At 53.9% G+C, this 18,522-nt stretch carries 10 protein-coding genes and 1 pseudogene; 9 read left to right on the top strand and 2 right to left on the bottom strand.

Going from position 1 to position 18,522, the window contains the following annotated elements; translation table 11 throughout:
* The first annotated feature begins 3 nt into the window (after positions 1–3).
* The 4 genes and pseudogenes from QU667_RS10635 to QU667_RS10620 all read left to right on the top strand — a co-directional run bounded on the left by QU667_RS10635 (position 4) and on the right by QU667_RS10620 (position 2,623).
* Positions 4–702, top strand: coding sequence for a hypothetical protein (locus QU667_RS10635; protein ID WP_304987145.1), 699 nt, complete (start codon positions 4–6; stop codon positions 700–702).
* A 12-nt stretch (positions 703–714) separates the two neighbouring features.
* Positions 715–1,110: pseudogene (locus QU667_RS10630) on the top strand (bacteriohemerythrin); the annotation flags it as partial.
* A 383-nt stretch (positions 1,111–1,493) separates the two neighbouring features.
* A complete protein-coding gene (locus tag QU667_RS10625; protein WP_304987144.1) occupies positions 1,494–1,901 on the top strand; it encodes a bacteriohemerythrin in 408 nt (135 codons plus the stop codon).
* Positions 1,902–2,287: 386 nt separating this feature from the next.
* Positions 2,288–2,623 (top strand): hypothetical protein, encoded by a 336-nt coding sequence (locus tag QU667_RS10620; protein ID WP_304987143.1) that lies wholly within the window; start codon positions 2,288–2,290, stop codon positions 2,621–2,623.
* Positions 2,624–2,812: 189 nt separating this feature from the next.
* Here the strand turns inward: QU667_RS10620 and QU667_RS10615 are convergent, their stop codons facing one another.
* Positions 2,813–7,936, bottom strand: a complete 5,124-nt coding sequence (locus tag QU667_RS10615) for a DUF4132 domain-containing protein (protein WP_304987142.1) — start codon at positions 7,934–7,936, stop codon at positions 2,813–2,815.
* Between the two features lie 26 nt (positions 7,937–7,962).
* Entirely contained in the window at positions 7,963–8,385 is a 423-nt protein-coding gene (locus QU667_RS10610; protein WP_304987141.1) for a hypothetical protein, read from the bottom strand.
* A 218-nt stretch (positions 8,386–8,603) separates the two neighbouring features.
* Between QU667_RS10610 and QU667_RS10605 the strand changes: the two genes are divergently transcribed.
* From QU667_RS10605 to QU667_RS10585, 5 genes are all read left to right on the top strand, one after another.
* Positions 8,604–9,764, top strand: a complete 1,161-nt coding sequence (locus tag QU667_RS10605) for an ATP-binding protein (protein WP_304987140.1) — start codon at positions 8,604–8,606, stop codon at positions 9,762–9,764.
* Complete coding sequence (locus QU667_RS10600) at positions 9,761–10,510, top strand: DUF3226 domain-containing protein (protein WP_304987139.1); 750 nt, start codon at positions 9,761–9,763, stop codon at positions 10,508–10,510. The genes QU667_RS10605 and QU667_RS10600 overlap by 4 nt, the downstream gene beginning before the upstream one ends.
* 104 nt (positions 10,511–10,614) lie before the next feature.
* A complete protein-coding gene (locus QU667_RS10595; RefSeq protein ID WP_304987138.1) occupies positions 10,615–12,036 on the top strand; it encodes a hypothetical protein in 1,422 nt (473 codons plus the stop codon).
* Between the two features lie 64 nt (positions 12,037–12,100).
* Positions 12,101–14,368: a phosphoadenosine phosphosulfate reductase domain-containing protein gene (locus QU667_RS10590; RefSeq protein ID WP_304987137.1), complete on the top strand. Its 2,268-nt coding sequence runs from the start codon at positions 12,101–12,103 to the stop codon at positions 14,366–14,368.
* A gap of 4 nt (positions 14,369–14,372) precedes the next feature.
* Entirely contained in the window at positions 14,373–18,518 is a 4,146-nt protein-coding gene (locus tag QU667_RS10585) for a hypothetical protein (RefSeq protein ID WP_304987136.1), read from the top strand.
* Positions 18,519–18,522 lie beyond the last annotated feature (4 nt).

The raw sequence follows: 18,522 nt of genomic DNA, 5'->3' as shown, positions 1-18,522 counted from the left end.
CCGATGGGACACGCTATAATACAACGACTGCGCCGCCGTGCGATCCTCCTCCTCACGCTCGTATTTTTGGGTGGGGCATATACGGTCTATGCCGATTGGCGCGACCGTACGCCAGAGGCGGCGCTCATGCAGATCGCGCACGCCGTCCGCACCGAGGATCGGCAGCTCTTTGACACATACGTTGACGAGGATGCCGTGCTCGAAACGATGTATGCGGATACGGCCGCGCTCCTCGCGGACAATATCGAGGTGCTCCACGAGCGGCATCCATCCGATTGGTTTTTTCGTCACGATTCTGCCTTTATGCGGGACTACATGGCACAGCACCGTGCAGAGCACATGGATGCGGCACGGATGGCGTTGGATTTCTACTTCGACGCGCACCGTGTACCCGTGACGAAGGAGGACGGCAATGCACGTTGGATCTCGGATGAGATGCGTGCGTTTGCCGCGCACTATACGATGGACATGGAGCCCGCCGTCATCGCGGGAGACCGTGCGTTAGTTCTCTGCCGCATACACGGCGACGCTGCGGAGAATGGCCGGCTTTTGCCCGAGGGCTCCGTTACGATGGAGCTGGTGCGGCAGGAGAGCGGGCGGTGGAAACTCACACGCATCATGACGGACACCGCGCGGGCGAACGGATTCTATGCCTTTGTCGATGCGGCGGAACGGTATTGGGAACTTCAGGGTTGGGATTAAGGAGAACAGAACATGAAATATGAATTCACAAAAGACTATTTGACGGGCATCGGGGAGATCGACAAGGAGCACGCGCGGCTCTTTGAGATTGCCAATGAATGCTATGAACTCGTGATGGACGATGCGGCGGTGGATCGCTTTGACAAGATCGTTGCCCTCCTCGATGAGTTGCGCAACTATGCGGCGACGCATTTTGCCCACGAGGAAGAGTATATGGAGCGCATTCAGTACGAACGCCGCTTCAGCGAACGCTATCAGCATCTGCGCTTCATCCAGAAACTCAGCGGGATCAACCTCGACGACATCGACGAGAACCAGCAGGAGTACCTGCTGAAGCTCCTCGACTTCCTCGCGCAATGGCTCTATGGCCATATCAAGGGCATGGACTGCCGCATTCCACGGGAGGAGGACATCGCTGCGCAGAGAGCGTCTGCGGCGGCGCGTGCGGAAGAGTCTGCTGCGACGCAGGAGGAACAGCAGGCAGAACCCCCTGTGACGGAGCGCGGTGCGGAACCTCCCGCCGCAGCGACGGAGGAGTCCTCCGCACCTGCCGCCCCCGAACCTGTGGCAGATGCCCCGGCAGAGGCTGCTGACAGCCCGGCACCGGAGGAGCCAGCTGCGCCGGAGCCCGAGGACGAGTCTCCTGCCGCCAAGAAAAAGGCGGCGAAGCCGAAGAAGGAGACCGCCGCAAAGGAAAAGAAGACCAAGAAAAAATAGGCGGCACATAGGGGACTGCGCCGCTGCGGGAAAATACAGGGAAGAAATGGCAGAGGAAGAGGGAATGGGCAGTCATGAAATACGAGTTTACCGACGACTATCTGACGGGGATTGCGTCTGTGGACGCGCAGCACAAAAAACTGTTCGATCTGACAAATGAATGCTATGAGCTCGTGATGGGGGATACCTCGGACGATAAATACGACAAGATCGTCGCCATCTTGAATGAGCTCGCCGCCTATGCGGGGACGCATTTCGCGCATGAGGAGGCATATGGGGAGAGCGTCAAGGATCCGCATCGGTTCAGTCACCGCGCCCTGCACCTGCGCTTCATGAAAAAGGTCGCCGAGGTCGATCTTAGTGCCGTCGATGAGAATCAGCAGGAATACCTGTTGAAGATTCTCGACTTCCTCGCGCGTTGGCTCTATGATCACATCAAGGGGCGCGACTGCAAGCTCCCGCGCAAATCCGCTGCACAGTAACGGCGTACTGCATCCGCGCGGCACCTTTGCAGGTACCGCACGGGCGCATACGGAGCGCACAAAAACAGCCCGCAATGAGCAGTTGCGGGCTGTTTTTGCTGTGTATTATATTTTAGGAGAGCTCCGGAAACCGTATCCCTTCCGCGGGATACCGCTTCTCTTGAAAGCCTGTGGATACTATACCACATGAGAGAATGAATTTCAATAGCGGGAAGAAAATTTTATAGAGAATTTTATCGGAGGAATTGCGTGAAAATGGGAAGAAAGCCCTATGTTCAATGACTGAGATTTTTTTTATAATAAATATGGACAATGGAAGTGTCTGAGCAGGTCGTACAAAGGAGCGATACGACCAAGAATACTCATAAGGAAATGAGGTGGCTGTAATGGCAGTCATATCACTCGCATCAGTGCTGGACGATCCGGCGAAACGGATTCCGATTCATGCGATGGTGCAGGCGTCGGCGGTCTATCCCGCGAAGGATGACGATCTCTTCGAGGGGATGCGTGCGCAGCGGCTTGCCTATCGGGAGCAGATCCGGCAGCTGCACCGCATGGACAGTGAGGCGTACAAGCTCGACATCGAGGGATTGACGCGTTCGCTACGTGCGTTGGAAGAGGATATCCGCGTGGACGCAACGCGCGAGATGTTCGGCGACGCATATGTTGTCGAGCTGGGGGGACATCGCCCCGCGACCGATGCCGAGGCGGCGTCGGCGTAGATCTTCTCACAGGAGGGGATACATCTGAACAACTGCATAGAACTGCAAACGAAAACCGCAGAAAGCTGAGTCGGTGGAATGACCGATTGAGTTTTCTGCGGTTTTTTTGTGCAGCTGATTCGTCTCGCGGCGGGGCTGTTGCACGAAGCTAAAAACTTCATACAACGCCCGACCGTCAGACGATAGGAGTCAGCGTTTGATCTGCTCCAAGATGAACGGGTCTTTGATTTTTCCGTCCTCCGCGAAAAGGACGATTTTGGACACGATCTCCGCCGTTTTCGGATCCTCGTCGAGGAACGGCAGGAAGAGCCGCCCACGGTGCTGGCTGTGGACGGGCAGCACGTTTATCATCGCGCCCGCCTTCTGCTGCACGACGCCGCTGCCGAGGTGGACGGTGTAGTCGCCGAGCGTTCCGTGGATGTGTGCGTGCGAGCCTTCGAGCCGTACGTTGTCGAGCTTAAAGAGCGGGAGACTGTACTGCACGATGGCGCGGCGCATCTCGACGGTCGAGTGGCTTGCCTCGGGATCGACACCGCCGACGTGCGCGACGGAGACGACGAGATCGACGTCACGCATGACCTCGGTAAAGACGAGGTCGGGTACATCGTCAATGGGCAATTTCTTGAACGTCTTGCGGTCGAAGAAGTCCACCCATTCGAGCGTGGGTGCCTCGATGTCGGCGGGCGAGAACCAGTCGGCGAGCGCGTAGATGCGTGCGATGATGTTCGCCTTGTAGTAGACGCGCTGCAAGCCCTCCTCGCCATCGACGACCCAGCGGCGCGTCTTGAGCAGCGCGACGGTTTTGGCGGGCTGGATCTGGTGTCCCGCGTAGCGACGGCTCGTTTCCTTGCCGTGTTCGTCCGCCGTCTTGACATACAGTTCGCGGAACACCTGCTTGAACGGCTGACGGATGCCCTTTTCAAAGAGATACTTCTGATACGCCGCCCATGTGCCGCTCTCATAGAGATCGAGCGCGTGGGCGATTTTCAGCTTCGTGTCGCCCGCGACCTCGGTGCGCGTGCCGTCGGGTGCGACGAGTGCGCCGTCCGCGTAGAAGCCGAGCGCATTCCCCGCGCAAAAGACGAGTGGCTTTAGGAGCGGCGCGATGACGGGGTTGTACTCCATGACGTTTGCGATCTCGCGGGCGAGGAGCGGCGTGCCGTCCTCCATCATCTCTTCGAGCATCTTCCGCGCACGGCGGTACTGCTCCCGCAGGTTCTTCTCCGCTTCCTTCAGTTCGAGCACGTAGGCGTTCTTTTTCAGCTTGGCGGGGATGGATTTCAGCGGTTTTCCGCCCTTGGTGCAGGAGAGGGAGACGGCGCCGTCCTCTGCGACGGAGAGCCACAGCTCGACACCATCGACCTCCTTCGGGGTGAAATGGGCGGCGTGCGCCTTGATGAGCTCTGTCTCCGCCGTCCATACGAGGCGTGTCACATCGTCAAAACCGCAGGCACGCGCGAGGTTCGAGAGGGCGATCTCGACCGCCTTGCCCTCGCTCGCGCGCCGTTGTGCACCGAACTGGCGGCTCTCCTTGAGGAAGTTTTGCAGGAATGCGTAGCGTGCGAGCATGTCCTTCTCCCGTGCGCGTTTCAGCGGGATCAGCCCGCAGCACAGGACGAGATCTTTGTTGCGCTTTGCCGCGATTTCCTTCTCCACGTCCGCGAGCTTCATCACGCCGCGTACGGCATCGGCGAATTTGCGCGCCCGCGCGTGCTTCGCGCCGTCGGAGATGTATTTCGCGCTCTCGTAGAGGAGGTCGAAATGCGCCTTGCCCAGCTCCTTGTACGCCGTGCGGAACCAGTCAATATCGAATGCGCCCTCCTTCAGATCCTCGATGGGGATGGGCGTGTATTTGGCGATCATGCTCTCGCGATCCTTCGGGATGTCGCTCATGTGCGCTTGGAAGTAGTAGCAGCCGCTCGCCATGCCGCGCCAGCCGAGGTGCGCCTCGATGAGCGGGATCCACTGCGGCGCGTACATTGCAACTTCGACGAGACGCTGCTCCGTGATGCCTGTTCCCGAGAGAGCCGCCTTTAGGTCTGCCGCCGTCTCGCCCGCACGCGGGTGGGAGACTTTCAGTAGGTGGCTGAGGGTCGATGCCTTTGCCTCGTTCGATCCGTAGTACCAACTGCCGCGGTCGAGTTTCAGCGCACCGAGCGCCTGTAGGATGCGCACGAGCGTCGGGATGCCCTCGACGCGGAGAATGCTGCGCACGGCGGCGGAGTGGCGTGCGGGCGTGTCGCCGCGCCGCAGTTCTGCCGTGACGATGCAGTCGATGACCCGCTGCCCCTCCTCCTTGACAAAGGCGAGCACGTCCTCCGTCTGTGCTCCTCTAAATTCGGGATCACTTGGGTTTGGCAGTTTGCCGCTGCGATAGCGTTCGAGTACCTGCACGCGATTCGTTTCCACTGCTTTTTGTTTGCGTGCCGCGTCCTCACTCATCCCGTCCGCCTGCGTGCCGAGGAGCATCTTGTAGAATGCGTCCTTCTCCACCATGCCGAGGAGATGTGCCTGCGCGTGCTCGATGATGCCGACCATGCCGGATTCCGGCTCCTGCTCCGTGCGCAGAAGCTGTGCTTCGAGCCGCTCCATCATGCGGTACCGCAGGGCGTAAGACTGTGCGAATTCCGCCGCCCCCTGATAGAGCCGCGCACCGTGCAGGGCGGTCTGCATGAGCGCAGTATGGTGCATGATCTGGCGCGTGTTCCCTGTGCGCCACTGATTCTTGTACTCCACGAGAAAGAGTTTTTCGTCAAAGCATTCATAGGCGCGGCTCATCAGAAGCAGCCCTGCCGCAAAGACAAACGAGCGGTTCTCCTCGGCGTGCGTTTCATAGAGCACGCGGATGACGTTTTTCCCCGTCTGCCGTCCGACGTACCCCTCGCCGAAGTAACTCAGCTTCTGCGCGGCGAGGGCGGCGGGGAACGCCGTCCAGTCCCGCTCCGTAATGCGCGTCAGACCCTCGGTAAAGAATGCGTCCTCCGCCTTTGGCATACGGAGCGCGATGGCGAGCTGATAGAGCGTGGGGAAGTCCACGATTTCCTGCGCGTAAAACTCCTCCCAGACTTCGGCGAGCGGATAGCGCCCGATATGCTCGGGCGCGTCCTTCGCGTGCTCTGCGTCTGCCCGTTCGTAAAAGCCCGCCGCAAGCGTCGTCTCCTCTCTGCCGATCCAGCGGCTCTTGTACTCGTAGTCCTCGTGTTTCGCATAGAGCGTGTTCAGCTTCGTGACGATGGCAAGCAGTTCCTCGTCCGTGCGCGGAAATATGTCTTTGAGCGTGAGCGTGTTGACGACGCGGACGTTTTTCGTCGCCGCATCGTAGCCGCCCGTCACACCGTCCGTATTTGCCGCATCCGTGATTTCGATGTTGAAATCCGGCGTATAGGACGCGTCATACAGCTCCTGCTCCTGTGCGTCCGCCCCCGCGCTGCTCGACAGCTCGTCGATCAGCACCTGTTCATCCGAGGTAGGCGACTTGATCCCGTGCGCGAGGGAGAGCAGATCCTCCTGTGTGAGGCGCCCGTCCGCCTTGCAGCGTAGGAGGAGGTCAAGTGCGCCGAGACGCTTCATCACGTCCTTCTGCGCGAGGAGGTCTGCGATGCTTGTGCGGAGCAATTCGTCCTCCTGCGTGTAGAGGAGGTCGAGCACCGTGCGGCGCGTCGCTGTATTTTTCAGCCGCAGCAGGGCGGCGATCTCTGTACGGTGGCGCGGGACGAAGCCGGTGCCTGCCTCCTCCGCCGCTGCCGCTGTGGGATTTTTGCGGATGATCTCTGCCGCCGTCTCGGGGGCTTGGCGCAGGAGGTCGATGAGCGCCTTCTCCTGCACGGCGCTCATCGGCGCTTTGAGCAGGAGCGGCGCAGCCCGCTGTCCCGTGTAGCAGGCGGGGAGGATGGGCGCGACGCGATCCGTCAGCGCAGTGCCGGCACAGAGGGCGGCGAGCACCATCGCATTGGACAGCGCTTCCTTTGTCAGCGTCACCCCGTACCACGGGAAAATGCACGGACGGTATTCCTCCTCCTTGCGCTTCATGCGTGCGTGGGCGCGTTCACAGAGGTCGAAGAAACGCGTGGCCTCCTCTGCGTCCGCGAAATATGCCTGTGCGTCGAACTTTTTGACGAAGTCGTCGAGTTCCCGCAGGATGTAGAAATCGCCCGTCACATAGGACAGATAGCAGGCGATTTTCTGCATATCCGCCGCACTGAGTTCCGCGTCCGTGATGCCGAGGAGAACGCGCTTTGCAATGCGCCGCTCGTATGCGCCGTCCTGTAGGGCGTGCAGGAAGTACGAAACGAGCAGGACGGAGTGCGGCCGTCCCTCCGCGATGATCGCCTCCATGCCGGTGATGAGTTCTGTGAGGTCGTGTACGCCCTTGCTCCACAGCCCGACCATCGCCTCGACATTGTCCTCACTGCGAAGGAGCGTGTCCGCCTCCGCAGGGTCGCGCAGCACGCGCATCATGAGCGCGAGGAGCTTCTTGTCCACGCGCTCGCTGTCCGTGCCGATGCCGATGGTCGTCGCGATGGCGCGGCGCACGGACGAGAAGCGGATGAGGTTGTGCTCCTCGATCAGCCCCATCATGGAGACGAAGTGCTCCTGCCGCCCGCAGTCCATCGTCTCACAGATCGCCTGCCGCAGTCCCTCCTGTAGCTTCCCCGCGAGCAGGAGTTTGCCGACGAGTTCCACGAGTTCGGTACTCTGTGACTTGAAGATGGCGCGGAAAATGTCGTAGGTGAGCACGTTCGTATTGTTCTCACTGAGGAGCATATCGCGGATGATGGCGATGGTCTCCGCGTCCCCACGGTCGATCCATACGGCGATCTGCTCGGGCGGGAGGAAGCTGCTGCCGTACCTCTCCACATCGTACTCCCTGCGCAGGAGCTGCAGGAAGTTCTTTCCTGAGGCGTACTCGCGCACAAGCTGCTCGACCAGATTCCAAATGCGACCGACATGCTGGTGATAGTCATGCGAGCGGACGAGACGACGGTAGTAGCGGTTCGTATAGGGATAGGCGGCGAGGTTGTGCGCCATAGCGACGAGATCCCTGCGCAGATCCTCACCCATCATCAGATCAAAGGCGGGATACAGCGCGGGCGGCAGCACGTCATCATCGACCGTGCAGACCACATCCTTCTTGTTGCGGCGGAAGTTTGTCACGGCGATGTCCCAGTCGTAGTCGGGATTGCCCTTTTCGTCCGTACGGAAAAAAAGGAAATTGAGCAGCTTTTGGCTCTGTGGGTTCAGCGCATCAAACCCTGCCTTCAGCCGCTCGATATAGCGTGTCATTTCCTCGTCGCGCAGATAGTAACTGATCATCGTATTCCTCCATTTATCAGCGATTTTTACCACATACGTCCCGCAAGCATTGTCAGGCGGACAAAGGTGATCTCATCGTTTTCGTGCAGCGTGACGGGCGTGTCGCAGGTCTCGCCCGCCTCCTCTCCGTTGATGAAGATGCGGTAGATGCCGTCCTCGAACGACTGACGTGCGTTCTCGATCGCCGCCGCCGTGTCCTGCACCTGCCCGTTGTAGTCCGCGCCGAACCCGATCTTTCCGACCGTGGCGGCATCCGCGACATCCTCGCTCGTCAGATAGCGGAGCACCGTCTCTCCCGCCGCCGCCCGTTCGTTGAACCGTGTGACCTCCGCCGTGACGAACGCCGCAATCAGCCCGCCGACATCACGCACCTCCCCAATTTCATAGGGGCGCGTTTCAATCGCGTTCCTGCGCTTTCCGATTCGCTTTACGTTTACCTGTACCTGCATAGCCTCGCTCCTCTGTGTCGCTGTTTTATTCGCTTTATTGTAACATTTCTTACAGGAGGCTACAATCGGGCGAATTGTCTCATATGACGATGTGGCTTTATCAGGGAGTTCTTCATTTTTCGGAAAGAGAATCGTCATAGCGGTTGGTTTTGTGCTTTCCATATGCCGAAACGTGGGGTATAATGAATTTGCAAAAGAATAATAGGGAGGATTGCGATATGATTCGAACAATAGAGATCAATGACTTCAAAAAATTTGAGCATATACAAATTGAAAATCTCGCACAGGTCAATCTTTTTGTCGGGATGAACAACGCCGGCAAGACAACACTGCTAGAGGCTGTTTATGGGGGGGCATGTGGGGATCACTTTAGACCGCTGTTTTCCAAGGGGATCATGAGCCGTTCTGTGCAGTATTCAGGGCAGTCCATGACACCTTATCGAATGGCTGATGCAGTGTTTAATTCCTTTACAAGAAAAACGGAGCGGGATACGTATGAGTTCTCTTTTAAGATTAAGACAGATGACAGTGTCATAAATATACATCATACACTTGTTCCGGGGGAGATATTCTCAGATTTTTTTTATCATTCGCCGGATGAGGGGCATACGATAGATATTGCACCAGATGACATACACGTTCCCCGCATACAAATGCAAACGAATGACAGTATCAGTATACAGATTGACCCGCAGTTGATTGGAAGCTGGAAAATAGCAGTCAATGAACAAGAAAGTTTATATCAAATTTTATTTCCACATATTCCCGGTGAAATGAAAAGTAAAAAACCGTTGTTTTTAGCCCGATTTACCGATATGCTTACGTATCGAAATGAAAAAGAAAATAAAAGGATTTATTCTCAGTTAAGCAGAGAGAATGAAATCGATGCGTTTGCAATGGAAATGAATCGATCATTTGAAGGGTTGTCGATACAAAAAATAGAGAATATACCATTCCCTGATGGCTCTGAGGCATCTATTTCACTTTTCATGAAAGACGGTGGGCGAATCCCTCTCTATGGGATGGGGGATGGTGTTCGACGCTGGTATGACATTTTAGGTGGGATGTTATCGTTTCCGCGCGCCATTCACTGCCTAGAGGAAGTTGACAGCGGATTCCACTCAGAGGCGCAGGAGCAGTTGAGCCGTAATCTCCTTCACTATGCAGAGAAATATAACAATCAGCTCTTTATGACGACGCACAATTTGGAGTATATGGATGCGCTCCTGCAGGCGGCTCAGAAACGGGGAAAGCAGTGCTTACAAGAACAGATTCGTATTGTTACACTGCGTCATGATGGCCAGGGCGTTACGCATCGTGTCATGGACGGGGAGGAGGCTCTGTGGGCACGTGAGCGTGGATTGGAGCTGAGAATATGAATGTCATCATACTTTGCGAAGGTGAATCGGATCGAGTTGTCTTAGATCGTTATTTTTGCAAGCGATTTGGCTTTCTACATAAAGGCGACGGCGAGATTCGCAATGAGTACATAGAAGACTGCTATTATGAAAAAGACCAAATACTTCTTACAATTCGTGTGGTTCAAGGATGTACAAAATTTTGTACGAAGTTGGAAGAAGTTTTGCGTGTCAATTATGTCAATACTAATCTGCAGAATCGGTACACACATATCGCTGTCATTGCCGATCATGACAGTGAGGCAGAAAAGAATGCTCTGTTGCAAGAACTTAATCAGATTCTACAAAAGTATAATTTGCCAAACTTTCAAGATGGTGCATGGTGTAAAGGTCGTCAACCCACGGCAATGGGCGGGCGTCTTATCGATGTAGAAACTCTCTTTTTGGGCATACCGTTGGAAGGTGAAGGCGCTTTGGAGACCGCTCTTTTGTCAGGCTTGGAGAAAACCGCAAAAGGAGCGTGTCTTGCGAGAGTGTCGCGAAAGTTTGTTCAATGTCTGGTAAAACATAAAGAAAAAGAGAATATGCCATATTTATCAGTCAGGGAAGATCAAGTAAAAGCTCCATTGGCGGTATATCTTGCTATTGCTGCGCCGACACATATTTATCAAAAACACCGGAAAATACTAAGTACAATAGATTGGAACGAACTTGCGGAGATACAAAGAACCTTGCAGGCGTTTGATATATTTGATGGGGCCGATTAGCTGTCAGACGAAATCTAAGGAGCGTATTCAGGAAAATGTGGATTACAAGAATGACTGATTGTGGTAAAATACATTTATTATAGATTAGGAAGGTGAATAAAGGCATGGGCATTTTTGCGGGGAATGATTTCTTGCGAGATGCGCTGCTGCAGCTCCTTCGTCGTCATTTTCCCAATGGCTATCGGCTCAATTCGCCGATTGCAATGCGGCAGCTGCGTGAGCGATGGCGGGAAGATCATGGTGGCGAGGAGCTGCTGGCATCGGATCATGCTGTGCGTGCACAGATTGCTGCGTTCACCATACAGGACGGGCAAATGGCATTTCTGATTCCTCGCGATGTCCTGGACTGGCTGCAATTTATTGTTACGACTTATCTCGGAAAGTCGCAGGTCATCTTCTATGAGGCGTTTTTCGCACGCCATCAAAAGAAGCTGAGCGATGCGCATATATTTAGCGAATCCATCTTGAACGCTGTCTTGCGGCAATTATTCCCCGACCTGCATTATGAAAAAATGTACTTTGGAAAGCGGGATGGTACTCTTTTTGATGTAATCACAGACGATATAATAGCGATCTGGGGTGATAAGACCCTATGGACGTATGAGGAACTGGCAGATCGACTCTATATCCCCTATGATAAAATCAAACAAACATTGCGGGATGGCGGTGATTTCCTGCGGGTGTCGAACGAGACGTATACGCATGTTTCGCGTGTTGCAATCCGTGATGAGGTGAAGGTTCGGCTGCGCGAAAAGGCTCAAGAGCTTTCGGAGCAGCAGCCGTACTGGAGCATCAAGGAACTGCCCGTCGATGATGTTCTCGCCGAGAACTATGAACTCGAGACGGAGAGTTGCTCCGCGATTTATGATGCGATTTATGCGATCTGTCTGGCGGATCATTACGATAAAAAGGGTGTCACCGTAACGCAAAAAGGGCATTCATCAGCGGCGGAGGGGCGGAAAATGTCGGCGATTGACCGAATGCGTGCGTTCTGTCGCGAGCGAGATGTCTGTACGTTGTCGGAGATGAATGATTATGCGAAAAAACTTACAAAAAATAGTGTGACAGCCTTGCGTGCAGCATTGGAAATAATGGTTCGAGTTGATGCGGAGAATTTTGTATCGGATTCTTACGTGGCTTTTGATGTAGCAAGAACGGATGAAGTGCTTTCAGAAATCGTTGTTGGAGAATATCTTGTCTTAAAAGATTTTGTGTCCTTTGCACATTTTCCTGCATGTGGAAAGCAGTGGAATCGGTACTTACTTGAGAGCTATTGCAGAAGGTTTAGTCGGCAATTTCGATTTGAAGCACCGCAATTTAATAATGGTAATGTGGGAGCCGTTATTCGGAAAACTGCATCACTTAGAACTTACGATGATTTGTTGGCAGATGCCGTACTTCATGCAAATATAGACTTGGAACGCGAAACAGTTGGACAGTTTCTTTGTGATTTTGGTTATGTTGGTAAAATGCCGATTGACAGACAACTAAACGTCGTAATAGCACTAGCGAAGGTGAGGGGTTGAAATTTATTCCTATACGTATGATGACGAGACGGGGGGGCTGCTGTTAAACTCCTCACCGACGAAGATGTCCAAGGAGCCTCGTCCTGTATATGCTGCTGAGTTGGATGTTTTGGGATTTGATGCGTATTGGAAGTACGTACATCAGAATGAGTTGCCCTATCTCTGGGCAGAGGCGAATTGCTACTACTACCGTGGGCAGATGGTTGCAAAGCTCAAGGGCGGCGATGTCTATACCGCACCACAGATTGAGCTGATGGCGGATGAGAACGGCGACCTACTTCTTCCGAAAGGCGTGGAGCTCATCTGTGTAGATATTCCTCGTATGGTCGCGAAGAATCGCGAGATGCTGGAGTTGATTGAGCAGACCACGGTGAAGAAGATCGTCGCGGTTTATGAGAAGTATCGAGCAAAGCTGGATTGTTTTCATGTTGCGTTCTCGGGAGGGAAGGACAGCTGTGTCCTGCTCGATCTCGTGAAAAAGGCACTGCCGCAGGGCAGCTTTGTTGTTGTGTTCGGCGATACGGGGATGGAGTTCCCGGACACCTACGCGCTCGTCGATCAGGTAGAGGCGGAGTGCAAAGCCGAGGAGATACCGTTCTATCGGGCTGCCTCGCATTTTACCCCCGCCGAGTCATGGAATCTCTTTGGTCCCCCATCGCGTACACTTCGCTGGTGCTGCTCGGTTCATAAGAGCACACCACAAACTTTGAAAATTCGTGAAGTGCTAGGAAAAAAAGACTATGTCGGGATGGACTTCGTTGGTGTCCGTGCCGAGGAAAGTGTCAGGCGAAGTAGTTATCAATATGAAAATTATGGAAAAAAACAAAGAGGACAGTTCAGTCATAATTCTATTTTGAAATGGACTTCTGCCGAAATCTGGCTGTATATCTATACACACAAACTTCTGATCAATGAAACGTATAAAAAAGGGAATGCCAGAGCCGGATGCTTGTTCTGCCCTATGTCAGGTGGCGTGAGCGGGTTCTTCCGTCAAACAAGCTATCCGGATGAAGTGCGACAATACACAGATATTATTAAGAACACACATGGAGGAGCAAAAAAACAAGCAGAATCCTATCTTGTGAATGGTGGGTGGAATGCTCGAAAAAATGGCAGGGATTTGTTGGATAACCCCTTTCGCTGTGTTGAAACAGTGGAGAAGAATACTGTTCGTATTGTGGTGAGAAGACCTGATTCGGACTGGCAAGAATGGATGAAGACGATTGGGGAACTGCGTGTAGAAGGAGAGGTGTGCTATTTAGCATATAAACGTGAGACAATTCGTTTTGTTGTAAAACAAACAGCGGATGGCTACGATGTAAAAATCTCTGAGAGAACCTTAAAAGACAGAGCCGAACTCAGCAAGTTGTTTCGACAGGTATTTCGGAAGGCTTCTTACTGTAGTTCATGTCGTGTATGTGAAACGAATTGTCCGCATGGCTGTATCAGTTTCAATGAAGGAAAAGTAAAAATCGATGGATGTATTCAATGTCATGCGTGTCATGACATTGACAGTGGATGCTTGATGTTTCATTCGTTAAGACATCCACAAGGAGGGGGAAAAGCTATGAAGAGTTTGAACTCGTTTGCCGATCATGCACCAAAACCCGAATGGATGAAATCGTTTTTTGAGCTGAAAGAAGCTTTTTTTACGGAGCATACATTGGGTCCCAATATGTATGATATGTTCCGTCGATTTCTACGCGATGCTGGCTTAAATGAAAAAAATCATTTTACTCCATTTGCTGAGCTGATTGCCGGTCTTGGGTGGGATTCGGCAGAAGCAGAAGGGCTTATCTTACTCAATCTGGCGGCTGACAATCCTCAAATAGCTTGGTATATAAAGAATCTTGACCTAAATCGACTGTATGCTAGAGCCGATGTCGAGAATATGCTTCTTGTGTTTGAAGTAAAGCCTAAAGACGCAAAGTCGATTGTGAAATCATTTAAGCGTATTGTTAATACACCTCTCGGCACTGTACTAAACTTTGGCTATGTGTCGGAGGATGGGAGTCTTTGCCGAACGAAATGTGTGCTTTCGGATGCGCGTGTGTTCCTCTACGGGCTGTTTAAGTTCGCGGAGAAATGCGGCGACTATAAAGCGTTCACGCTCTCGACGCTGCTCAATGATACAATTGAGCGTGACGGCATCAGTCCGACGCGGATCTTCGGTGTGACGCGCGAGGAGGCGGAGCCAATGCTGCGGGGGCTTTCGGCGAAGTATCCGGATTTCATTGACGTGTCCTTTACGCATGATTTGGAGAAGATCACGCTGGCAGAGGATAAGAGCTCCGCAGATGTATTGGAACTCTTCCGCACCGAGGAGGTCTGAGGAAATGGCACAGGGAATGTATCGCACATATTTTGACTTTGACGAGAACTATTTTCCTCAGATAACGGACTCCTCGATTCGGGACTCGGAGAATCTGTGGCTGAAAACCTATCCGCATGAGAAGTTTCTGGAACTGCTGAAAAAGATGGAGCGTGTGATGGCGCGGCAGGAGAAACGCTCGGTGTGGATCTCGGGCGCATACGGCACGGGCAAGTCGCAGTGCGCCTATACGCTCAAGAAGATTCTCGATGTACCCGAGTCGGAACTGCGCGCCTACTGGGAAGACTATAAGGCACTCGCACATGAGACTGATTTACTGGGCAAGCTGCTTGGACACAAGCAGGTAGGCAATGGCATTGTGACGGTGTACCGCTACGCGGGAACTCCGCACTCGACGCAAGATCTGCTCATTGCCGTGCAGGAGAGTGTGCAGGCAGAACTTCATGCGCGTGGCCTTTACGAGGGAGAACATACGCTCAAGGAGAGTGTCATCGCATGGCTGGAGGCGACTGAGGCGCGCAAGATCTTCGTTGACAGCGTGCTACAGCAGCCGCAATGGACGGCATCGTTCGGCGGGATGATGGTCGAGGATATTGTCACACGTCTGCGCGAGGGCGGTGAGGTGCGTGACCTCATGGAGCGTATTACGCGACTCTCTAACGCCGAGGGCTTTACCATGATGCAGCTCGATATTGATCGTCTGATTGCGTGGCTGACGGATGTCATTGAGCAGAACAATATCAAACTCGTCTTTATCTGGGATGAATTCTCGGACTATTTCCGCATAAATCGTGAGAGTCTGGCAGATTTTCAAAAACTGGCGGAGCTCGTGAATGCAAAGCATTTTTTCTTCGTTCCTGTGACCCATGAGACGGATCATCTTTTTACGCAGGCGGATGAGACGTGGAAGAAGGTTCGCGACCGCTTCATCGATGTCGGGATTACACTGCCGGACAATATCGCGTTTGATCTCATCGGTGCGGCATTCAAGCCGAAAGCTGTCGCGGCGCAGGATTGGGCGGAGGTGGAGGGCGATCTCAATGGTCGTCTTCATGAGTCCCGTCGTCGCGTGATGGATGTCGCGGGCATCACGTCTGAGGATGTGATCCGAAATATCATGCCTCTGCATCCGATGACGGCTCTGGTTCTCAAACATATTGCATCCTCGTTCCAGTCGAACCAGCGTAGTATGTTTGATTTTATCAAGTCGGTTGGGGATGAGCAGGTCAAGGCATTCCAATATTTCATCGATCATACGGGTCCGTATGACGAGCATCCTCTGCTGACGGTGGATCAGCTCTGGGATTTCTTCTATGTGCGTGGAAAGGCAGATCTTGCAACCCATATCCGCATGATTCTGGACACCTATGAGCAGCAGAAGGATTTGCGTGAGGAACAGCAGACGGTGCTCAAGGCGATTTTGATCCTGCTCGCAGTGGATAAGCAGTTGGGCGGCAGCATCGAACTCCTGCACGCGACGGATCAGAATCTCTCCTATGTGTTTGAGGGGGATGATGATCTGGGCTCTCGTGTTGCCGCGATCGCACAGTCTCTCAAGACGCAGGGGATTTTGATCCAAACGCCTCGTCAAAAGGGAGGGCCGACGTATGATTTGGCACTGCTCAGCGGCGATCAGGGGAAGATCGAGCAGTACAAGGAGGGGCTGCGCAAGACGAAGACGGATAAGCTGGTGGAGACGGGGAATCTGGGCAAGATTCTGACACTCCACCCCGAGGGGTTGAAGCCACGCTTCCTGAGCAGTCTCGGCAGTATCCAGACGGTGACGGCCGATAACTTTACCCGTATTATCAATGGGCTGGAGAAGCCAGTGGAGGCGTGGCGTTTTCAAGCCGTCCTTGCCTTCGCCAAGGACGATATGGAGGCGGCTGCTTTCCGCTCCAAGATCAAGGACGCAGCGCGTGATCCGAAGTATGGGCATATCATTTTTATCGATGCACTGAGCACGCCGCTTGGAGCAGACGATTTCGAGAAATATGTGGAATACTCCGCAATGGCGGAATACTATCAGGGGAATAATCGGACGGCAGCCGATCAGCAGGCAAGACATGCAAACGCTGTACTGGAGCAGAGCTGGAAGAACCGTATCTACAGCGGCCGCTTTATCGTCTATACGGCACAGCAGCCGGACGGAATCTCTCTGACGCAGGCAAGTGAGGTGTCCGGCGTTCTTAAAGCGATTGTGCTGCGTCAATTTCCAAACGCCTTTGATGTTGAGAAGACAACCACGGAAGGGTATTATAAGACAAATGCGCTAAAGCCATCGGCACTCGCCGGCCTCAATGGTGTAGTGTCAGGTACGATCAAGGATGCGGACAATCGCGTCTTGTCCGAGGTGTGGACGCTCCCCGACTATTGGCAGAGAGCGGAGACGAAGAGTCTTCCCATCTCTATGATCAAGAGGGATCTGGAAGCTCGCATCGCTGCCCAATTCTCTCAGGCGGGTCAGATCGGCGTTGCCGAGCTATGCGATGTGCTCCTGTCGGAGTATGGGATGCCTCCGTGCAATCTCACGGCGTTCCTGCTCGGTTTCCTGCTGCGTCCATACGCAGGCGATCCCTATCGCTACGGCGATGCGGCGGGCAGCTCGGGGGCAATGACTGCCGAGAAGCTAAAAGAGATGCTGGGGGACTGTATTGGCGATCTGGCAAAGGGAAAGACACCGCAGGATACCTTTATCGTGGAGATGACGGCAGAGGAGCGCGCCTTTTATGAGATAACGCAAAAGGCGTGGGGCCTATCGGAGGCAAGCTGTACGTCTGTGGCGCGAGTCTCCATTGGCATCCAAAATCGCATGAAGGAGTGGCAGCTGCCGCTTTGGTGCCTCGATGATTTGGCAGAGGAGAATTTGTTCGCTGTTGTTGAGCTGTATTCCCTTCTGCAGCAGAAGGAGGGACGCGAGGCTCACGGCATCATGATGGCGCTTGGAAGCTCTCCGCAAGAACATCCCTCGTTGGCGGATGAGCTGAAAGCACTGCTCTGTGTGGAACGGCTGGAGGAGGGGATGAACCTCTTCCTGAAATCCTTTGCCGATGGTGAACTCCTGCATCTTGCGGATGAACTTGGGCGGCGCGGTCAGCTGCTCCAAGATATACGACACAAGTTTTCACAGAAGTACGCCTGTCTTTGGAGCAAGGAGACAGGGGAGGAGCTCCTGCGGGAGCTCTGCATGGAGTATCGCGCGGTTCGTGCGACGAATCGGGTGCTCAATGTACAGCTTCAGGAGTGGACTGCGGCACGTGCGGCGTGGAAGGAACGCCTGAGCTTCCTGCGTATCTCGGCAGAATTTTTGGCGGAGCAGTCCGAAGCGTTTGCGAAGACGAGGCATATTCTCCAACTGTTGGCGAAGGGCGGTGATGTCCTGCCCGAGCATGTGCGTGACTTTGTTTCGTTGATGGAACAGTATGGTGCCGAGATGGAGCAGGTGCTCGGTGAGGAGGATGTGTTCTTTGCCAAGGCGTATGCTCCCTATCTGGATGGGCTTTCTGAGGCAGAGCGGAAAACAATACGGAGCAAGGTGGAGCAGGGGCTTTTCCTCAAAACGAAAACCCACTGCAATGAGGCGGTACGTTCCTGTGCGGAGGAGTATCGGCGCAGTCAGCTCAAGGAACAGCTGCGCGAACTCTGGAAGGAGAAAACGGGCTCGCTCAGTCCGCGCAAATGGTCGGAGCAGTACCAAACACCTGTCCTTGCCTGTGTGGGGGCGGATGAATACGATGCGGCGCAGCGTGTATTCTCCTATATTGACCATCGCGACGGCAAGGACGAGGAACTGAAGGCGGCGATTGCCTTTTTGGAGAAGGCGGCTTTTATCACGGTGCTTTCGGATGGGGCACAGAGAGATGCAGCGTTCCGCAAAAATGTCATCGGGAAGTATGCGGGACTCTTGACTGATTTGCCGGTAGTACGTGAAAAACTGACTGCACTCGGTATCTCTCCGTACGACTGGAGAGGTCACCTGCGCGTTGAGGAAAAACTGAAGCAGCTTGCAAAGGCGAGCTACGATGCAGGCGGCTCCTCCAAGGTGCTCTCGAAGATCGACAGTATGGACGATGCAACGCTCAAGGCATATTTGAAGCGCCTTGTGGCAGATAATATGACGGTCGGGATGGAGATTCTGGAAAACTCGTAAATGG

The sequence above is a fragment of the Selenomonas dianae genome (assembly GCF_030644225.1).
GTDB lineage: Bacteria > Bacillota > Negativicutes > Selenomonadales > Selenomonadaceae > Centipeda > Centipeda dianae.
The sequence above is the reverse complement of the archived record's forward strand: the minus strand, read 5'-3'. Positions and strand labels throughout refer to the sequence as shown.